General features: G+C 64.1%; 6 protein-coding genes. 2 read left to right on the top strand and 4 right to left on the bottom strand.

Features of this window, described 5'->3' with window-relative positions; genetic code table 11:
• Positions 1–187: 187 nt before the first annotated feature.
• Both AC1DKD_RS37845 and AC1DKD_RS37840 read right to left on the bottom strand, forming a co-directional pair.
• Entirely contained in the window at positions 188–475 is a 288-nt protein-coding gene (locus AC1DKD_RS37845; protein WP_035860742.1) for a hypothetical protein, read from the bottom strand.
• 152 nt (positions 476–627) lie between these two features.
• On the bottom strand, positions 628–2,394 hold the full coding sequence (locus tag AC1DKD_RS37840) for an FAD-dependent oxidoreductase (RefSeq protein ID WP_441633607.1): 1,767 nt from the start codon (positions 2,392–2,394) through the stop codon (positions 628–630).
• Positions 2,395–2,994: 600 nt separating this feature from the next.
• Between AC1DKD_RS37840 and AC1DKD_RS37835 the strand changes: the two genes are divergently transcribed.
• Both AC1DKD_RS37835 and AC1DKD_RS37830 read left to right on the top strand, forming a co-directional pair.
• Complete coding sequence (locus AC1DKD_RS37835; protein ID WP_477144464.1) at positions 2,995–3,483, top strand: hypothetical protein; 489 nt, start codon at positions 2,995–2,997, stop codon at positions 3,481–3,483.
• A 409-nt stretch (positions 3,484–3,892) separates the two neighbouring features.
• The gene (locus AC1DKD_RS37830) at positions 3,893–4,633 is read left to right on the top strand and encodes a hypothetical protein (protein ID WP_441633611.1); all 741 of its coding nucleotides are present in this window, start codon (positions 3,893–3,895) and stop codon (positions 4,631–4,633) included.
• A 116-nt stretch (positions 4,634–4,749) separates the two neighbouring features.
• Here the strand turns inward: AC1DKD_RS37830 and AC1DKD_RS37825 are convergent, their stop codons facing one another.
• Together AC1DKD_RS37825 and AC1DKD_RS37820 are read right to left on the bottom strand one after the other, a co-directional pair.
• The gene (locus tag AC1DKD_RS37825; protein ID WP_477111674.1) at positions 4,750–4,986 is read right to left on the bottom strand and encodes a 7(1) septoil knot domain-containing protein; all 237 of its coding nucleotides are present in this window, start codon (positions 4,984–4,986) and stop codon (positions 4,750–4,752) included.
• A 149-nt stretch (positions 4,987–5,135) separates the two neighbouring features.
• Positions 5,136–6,062, bottom strand: a complete 927-nt coding sequence (locus tag AC1DKD_RS37820; RefSeq protein WP_477144463.1) for a LysR family transcriptional regulator — start codon at positions 6,060–6,062, stop codon at positions 5,136–5,138.
• Positions 6,063–6,264 lie beyond the last annotated feature (202 nt).

The raw sequence follows: 6,264 nt of genomic DNA, 5'->3' as shown, positions 1-6,264 counted from the left end.
CGGGAGAACCGCGCAAGACGGCCAGTATCGCACAGCGCTCGCGCAGCCCACGGCGATGCGCGACGGGCCATGACAAGCGCCACGTGCAGCGGTTGCGTGTGACAGCGTCGCGGCAGCCGCGTCCCGCGCAGGCGAGGGACGCGTCATCACCATTGCCGGCGCGGGCTGCGCCGGCAATGGTGAAACGTCAGGCTGCTGAAGGTACGGCAGGCACCGTGATGAGTCCGGGCGCGGAGCGATGGGCCTGTGCGTGCTCGGCGGCGGCAGATGTGCGCCGCTTGTCCACCACGCTTTCGACGCCGGAGGCGCTCACGTCTTCCAGGAAGGCGACGAGGTCGCGATAGTAGTCGACCTGCATCTGTGCTTCCAGCAGGCGGCGTTCGGCCTGGAATAGGGTAAGCCGCATTTGCTGCAATTCCCTTGCTGCTATTTTCTCCGGTGTGGGCGGACTAAATCTGTCTGCAAGCGAACGCATGGCAACCTCCCCGATCAGCGGCTTCGAATTGAAGCACCTGCCATTGCAACCAATATAGTAAATAAAAGCGCGTTTCACGCTCTGTCGCGCGCCGTCCACACGGTCGATTGCCGGCGCACGGAGGCAGGAGTAAATTCATTGCCCGGCGTGCCCTACATGGCGAGCATTCCCGGCTCCGGCAGCTTTAGTTTCGCCAGGTAGCCGTGGATTTGGGCGACCACAGCGGCGCCTTCGCCAACGGCCGCCGCAACACGCTTGGTGGAGCCCGAGCGCACGTCGCCAATCGCATAAACACCGGGTACGCTGGTCTCCAGCGCGGAGGCGGGCGCCTCGCCTTCATGTGGTGTGTCCGAGCCCGTCAGCACGAATCCCTTTGCGTCGACGCGGACATTGCACGTACGCAGCCATGCCGTATTGGGATCGGCGCCGATAAACAGGAACAGATGCCGGATCGGTATTTCTGTAATGCGGTCGCTATCGCGCGTGCGGTAGCCGACGGTAGCCAGGCGCTCTTCTCCGGCCAGTGTCACGACTTCCGCGCCGGTATGCAGTTCGATATTGGGCTGGGCCGCGATGCGCTCGATCAGGTAGCGCGACATGCTGGCCTCCAGGCTCGCCCCACGGATAAGCATGTGCACGTGCTTTGCGTGCGCCGCCAGGAAGACCGCCGCCTGTCCGGCTGAGTTGCCGCCCCCGACCAGCATGACCTCGTCGCCGCCGCATAGCCGGGCTTCCACCGGAGACGCCCAATAGTAGACGCCGCGCCCCTCATAACGATCCAGCGCTGCGATGGCGGGATGGCGATAGGCCGCGCCGCTGGCTATGACCACGGTGCGGGTCGGGATCTTGCGGCCGTCGCACAACTCGATGCGTTGCGGGTGTTCGCCGCAATGCAGTGCAGCCACCTCCAGCGGGATCGCGACGTGAGCACCGAATTTCTGTGCTTGGACAAAGGCGCGGCCGGCCAGTGCTTGTCCTGAGATGCCGGTGGGAAAGCCGAGATAGTTTTCGATGCGCGAACTGGCGCCTGCCTGGCCACCGGGCGAGCACTCGTCGAACACCGCGACGGAGAGCCCTTCGGACGCGGCATAGACGGCCGTTGCCAGCCCGGCAGGGCCGGCACCCACCACGATCACATCATAGACATGGTTCGGATCGAACTCGGGCAACAGGCCCAGGCAAGTGGCAAGCTGGCCTGGGTCGGGCGCGCGCAGCACCGCGCCGCCGGGGCAGATGACCAGCGGAAAATCGCCTGGGGCGGCCGCGCTGAACTCGAGCAGCGCGCCGGCGTCGGGATCGGTGTCCGCATCGACCACGGTGTGGGGATAACCGTTGCGCCGCAGGAAGGCCTGCAGCAGCAGCAGGCGTGGCTCGCTGCCGCGGCCCAGCAGGGTCGGGCCTTTGCCGCGTTCGATCAGGCCGACACGCCGCAGGATCAGCGCGCGCATGATCCGCTCGCCCAGTTCGGCCTCCGCGACCAGCAGCGCGCGCAGCCGGTCGGGCGGGATCGCAATGGCCTCGACGTTCTCCAGCGCCATGCCGTCGACCAGGGAGGGCTTGCCGGATAGCTGTCCGACCTCGGCGAGGAAGTGCCCCGGGCCGTGTTCGCCCACCACCGTCGAACGATCCAGGGCGTCGCGCTGGGACACCCGTACATGGCCCCGCAGCAGCACCACCATGCCGTGGGCGGGGTCACCCGTGCGGAACAGGAATTCGTTGGGGAGCCATTGCTTCACCGTGCCGAAATGCTGGAGCCGGGCGATCTCGCCGGCAGTCAGCAGGGGAAACATCTGGTGCCGGCGCGACTCCATCGGGGAGAACGCTGCTGCGGTGGCCTCTGGCTCGACTGACAGGTCCGCCGGCGCTATGGCTTGCGGATCGCCGTGTTCGGAACTCCCGATGGCATTGTCTGCGCTCATGAGTACGGCCTCCCGGTGGCACCGCGCGGGAGGCGGTGCAATGGATTCGAGTGCGGCAGGAGCGTGCGCGGGAACGCCCGCGCACGGCCATGGAGAGTTTGCTCGCGATGCCGCAACGCGGCAATCCCTGATGGCAACCTTCGGCGGTGCGTGTGAGGCCGATTGCACAAAGCGACGCACGAGTGCCCTCGATCGCGACCCGCGCCTCGAAAAGCCTAGTACACACCGATGGCAGGTGCAGGCGGCTGTCAGAAGAATGGCGCCCAATGGCTCACTTTTTCTGGGTGGCTGCCAATAGTGCTGCTTGTGCCGCTTAGGTTTTTTCGAATATTCTTAAACGCAACCTGGTAAAAACCCTTGACTATCTACCTACAGGTAGATAAGATGTGTTCCATGGACGCCGCAGCAAGGGCAGGCAGAAAAGGCCCGCCAGCCGGCTTCCAATGCAGCAGATATGTAACGACGACGAAAGTCACTTTTTTTTTGCCCAGCTTGTCTACCTAGTGGTAGGTAAAACGAAAGGGAAGTGACGATCCAGCTAAATCCCGGTCCCCGCGGCCAAAGCAGACCCCCGGACCCATGCTTCGATTGGAGAACATCATGAACACCACTCTTTTTGCCAAGTCCCTGCTCACCGCCGCCACCCTCGCCGCAGCTTTTGCCGCTGGCCATGCCCAGGCTGCCACCGTTTCCGCCGACAAGTACAGCTATGAATACCGCACCCGCGACGTGTACAGCGATGGCGCCCGTACCGGCAAGGCCGATCCGTTCACCGATGGTGCCCGCAGCGGCAAGTTCGACGTATTCAGCGAAGGCGGCCTGACTGCCGGCCTGGACCGCGCCGGCGTGTCGTCCGAGCCCGCCCGCAGCATCGACCCGTACACCGACGGCGCGCGCGTCGGCAAGACCGACCCCTATACGGATGGTTTCCGTACGGTGGCCGGCCTGGACCGCGGCAGCGTGTCGTCTGAACCGGGCCGCAGCTTCGACCCGTACACCGATGGTGCTCGTACCGACRAGCGCGACCCGTACACCGACGGTGCGCGCAGCGGCAAGCGCGACGTGTTCACCGACGGCGCGAATGCCTGAGCAAACTACCGGTATGCCGTGAGGTCAGCATGACCGCGGCGTACCGCGATCCATGCATCATCGTCGTGCCGCCGTCATGGCGGCGCACGGATATCAGGAGCACATCATGAGCCGTTGGCAGAGTTTCCGGATGTTGGCAGGCTGGGCACTGGTTTGCGCCGCCAGTGGCTCCATGGCAACCGTGTTGGCGCAGACGCTCCCTGCCTGATAGCCTTCCCGGCCCGCATCACCACTTGTACTATCGCAGCGCCGACGCGCTGTGCGACATCGGCGCGCCCATTGAGGCGCGCCGATTTTTTTGCTTCCTGGCCGATTTCCGGGGAAGACCGCGCCGGTTCATCGGCGACCTAAGCGGCCGACGGGCTATGATCCGCTACATTACCGAGGCAGCCGCATTACATTGCTCCAAATGAGCCACAGCCCTCAACAGCATCGGGTACAAGACCTCCTCACTTCCTATTTCTGGAGTGGCGACGCCATCCGCAGCCGGCGCGTGAGTGACATCGTGCTCTCAGGCACGGTCGACGTGCCTGTCCCCCCTGCACGTTTGCTTGCAGATTGGGCAAGGGAGATATCGTCCCGCCTGGTCCTGGAGCCCGGGGATGTCGAGGCAATGCCTCTGGCACGAGCGCGAGCGCGCTGGCCGGACTACACGCGCTGCGTGCAGGCTGTGTCCGATTGGGCGTGCGCGCTTGGACTGCCTGGGGTGCTTGCCTCCAGTGACGTAGCCCTCATGGCCTGCCGCGGCGCAAGGTATCACCATGACGGTGCGCAATATGGCGGTGCGGCCTTTTGCAATCTCTTCCTGAGCGAGGACAGGGGGCAGGACTTGCATTTTCCCTCTTTGGGTCATCGCATCCCGCTGACCCGGGGCACGGCGGTGATATTCGATACTTGCCAGCCTCATGGCGTAATTCAACGCCGCAGCAGCGGTTTTGATGTAGCCGACTTCCCGCCCGACCAGGACTGCACCCAATTATTCCTGACCTGGGAGCTTCCCATCGAAGATGCCCACGTTGGGCGCGCACTTGAGGTTGCCTTCGACATCGCCCCTTCGACCTCGCTGCAACTGAATGAAGAGCAAGTCTGGCTGAACGGTGCAAGGGCCAGCGTGTGCCCGGATTCTGGCCAGTGGTGCCGGGCCGACTGATCGTCGGGTAATGCGCGCGCCATTCGCTTCCCGATTTCGGCAGGGACGAAGCCATCGGCGGCTCCGCCATCTTGCGAACACGTTCAGTGGCGCCCGCTCAGTGCGATGGTGTCCGGCTATTTGCGCACGCCCGGAAAGGCGTTCACGTATTCGATGGTGAAATCCCCAAAGGCGTCGACGATCTGGATCTTGTAGTCGGCATTGCCGCTGACGATTTGCCATTCGCCAGGCTTGTCGGGGAAGGCATCGATCTTTTTCACTTTCAGGTCGGCAAAGGCGTTTACCACCTGGACCTTGTAGTCGCCAAAGGCATTGACGAACTGGATCTTGCCGTGAATCCTGGACACGTCCACGGCCGTTGCCGCCACTGCATGGAGCGATGTGCAAAAAAACAATGCGAAGAGGGCGGTTTTCCGCATGAGGTGATCCTTCGGGGGACGGGCGGAATTCTAATGCCTGGAAAGGCGAATTGTTCGAAATACGAAGATTGGACGACTGGGACCTAGCCTGGCCGGAGCGACGCGGGCCTGCCGCCTTGCCATCCGGGATCCGTGGCGAAGTACTCCGCCAGGAAGTCCAGCATGGTGCGCAGGATCGCCGGCATTTGCCGGCGCGATGCGTACACGCCATGGATGCCCAATGCCTGCGGTTGCCAGGCCGGCAGCAACGCCACCAACTGGCCGCTGCGCAGCAGCGGCGCGGCGGAGTAGAGCGGTTGCATGGCGATGCCGGCGCCAGCCACCGCGGCGGCCAGCAGCACCGTGGATTCGTTGGCGCTGAGATTGCCCTGTACCGGTACCGCCAGGGTTTCGCCAGCGCGTTCCAGTTGCCACAGGCTCTTGCCGAAGTAGGAGTAGGTCAGGCAGTTGTGCATGGCGAGGTCCTGCGCGCTGCGCGGCATGCCGTGGGCGGCAAGATAGGCCGGCGCGGCGCAGATTACCGAGGCGCAACTGGCCAGCTGACGCGCGATCAGGTTGGGGTCGAGGTCGTTGGTGATGCGGATGGCCAGGTCGATGCGCGCTTCCACCAGGTTGACGGCCTGGCTGCCGATATGGAGGTCGACTGCCGTTTCCGGGTAGCGCTTCAGATAGGCGGTGACCGCCGCGGCCAGGACATCCTCGGCCAGCGATTGCGCGCAACTGATGCGCAGCATGCCGCGCGGCGTGCCTGCGCGTTCGGCCGCGGGGCGTGTCATCTGGGCGGCGATTTCCAGCATCTGGCGGCAGCGGGCCAGGGTTTGCTCGCCTGCGGGTGTCAGGCTTAGCTTGCGCGTGGTCCGGTGCAGCAGGCGCTGTTCGGCCCAGGTTTCCATTTGGGCCAGGTAGCGGGTGACCATGGCGCGGGACATGTCGAGGGATTCGGCGGCGGCGRTCATGCTGCCGCGTTCGGCGATGGTGATGAAGACTTCGGCGGCGGTCAGGCGGTCCATGGGGTTTTGTTTGCAGCGGGTGTGGCTTTAATTGCTTAACTTCAACTTCAAATGCCTAAAGTCAAAGGCAGTTTCACCTCCCCTGCGGGGAGGCGACCTACTTTCTTGTCTTGCCAAGAAAGTAGGCAAAGAAGGCGCGCCGGATGGGGCGACACCCCCTCGGGATCCGGCGAAAAGAGCGGCCGGGACCCAAACTCGCATC

This window comes from Cupriavidus sp. 05T313 (genome assembly GCF_056396665.1).
The sequence above is the reverse complement of the archived record's forward strand: the minus strand, read 5'-3'. Positions and strand labels throughout refer to the sequence as shown.

Excerpts from the sequence above, each read along its gene's own strand:
- AC1DKD_RS37845 (WP_035860742.1), bottom strand. The coding sequence starts at position 475 with ATGCGTTCGCTTGCAGACAGATTTAGTCCGCCCACACCGGAGAAAATA.
- AC1DKD_RS37840 (WP_441633607.1), bottom strand. The coding sequence starts at position 2,394 with ATGAGCGCAGACAATGCCATCGGGAGTTCCGAACACGGCGATCCGCAA.
- AC1DKD_RS37830 (WP_441633611.1), top strand. The coding sequence starts at position 3,893 with ATGAGCCACAGCCCTCAACAGCATCGGGTACAAGACCTCCTCACTTCC.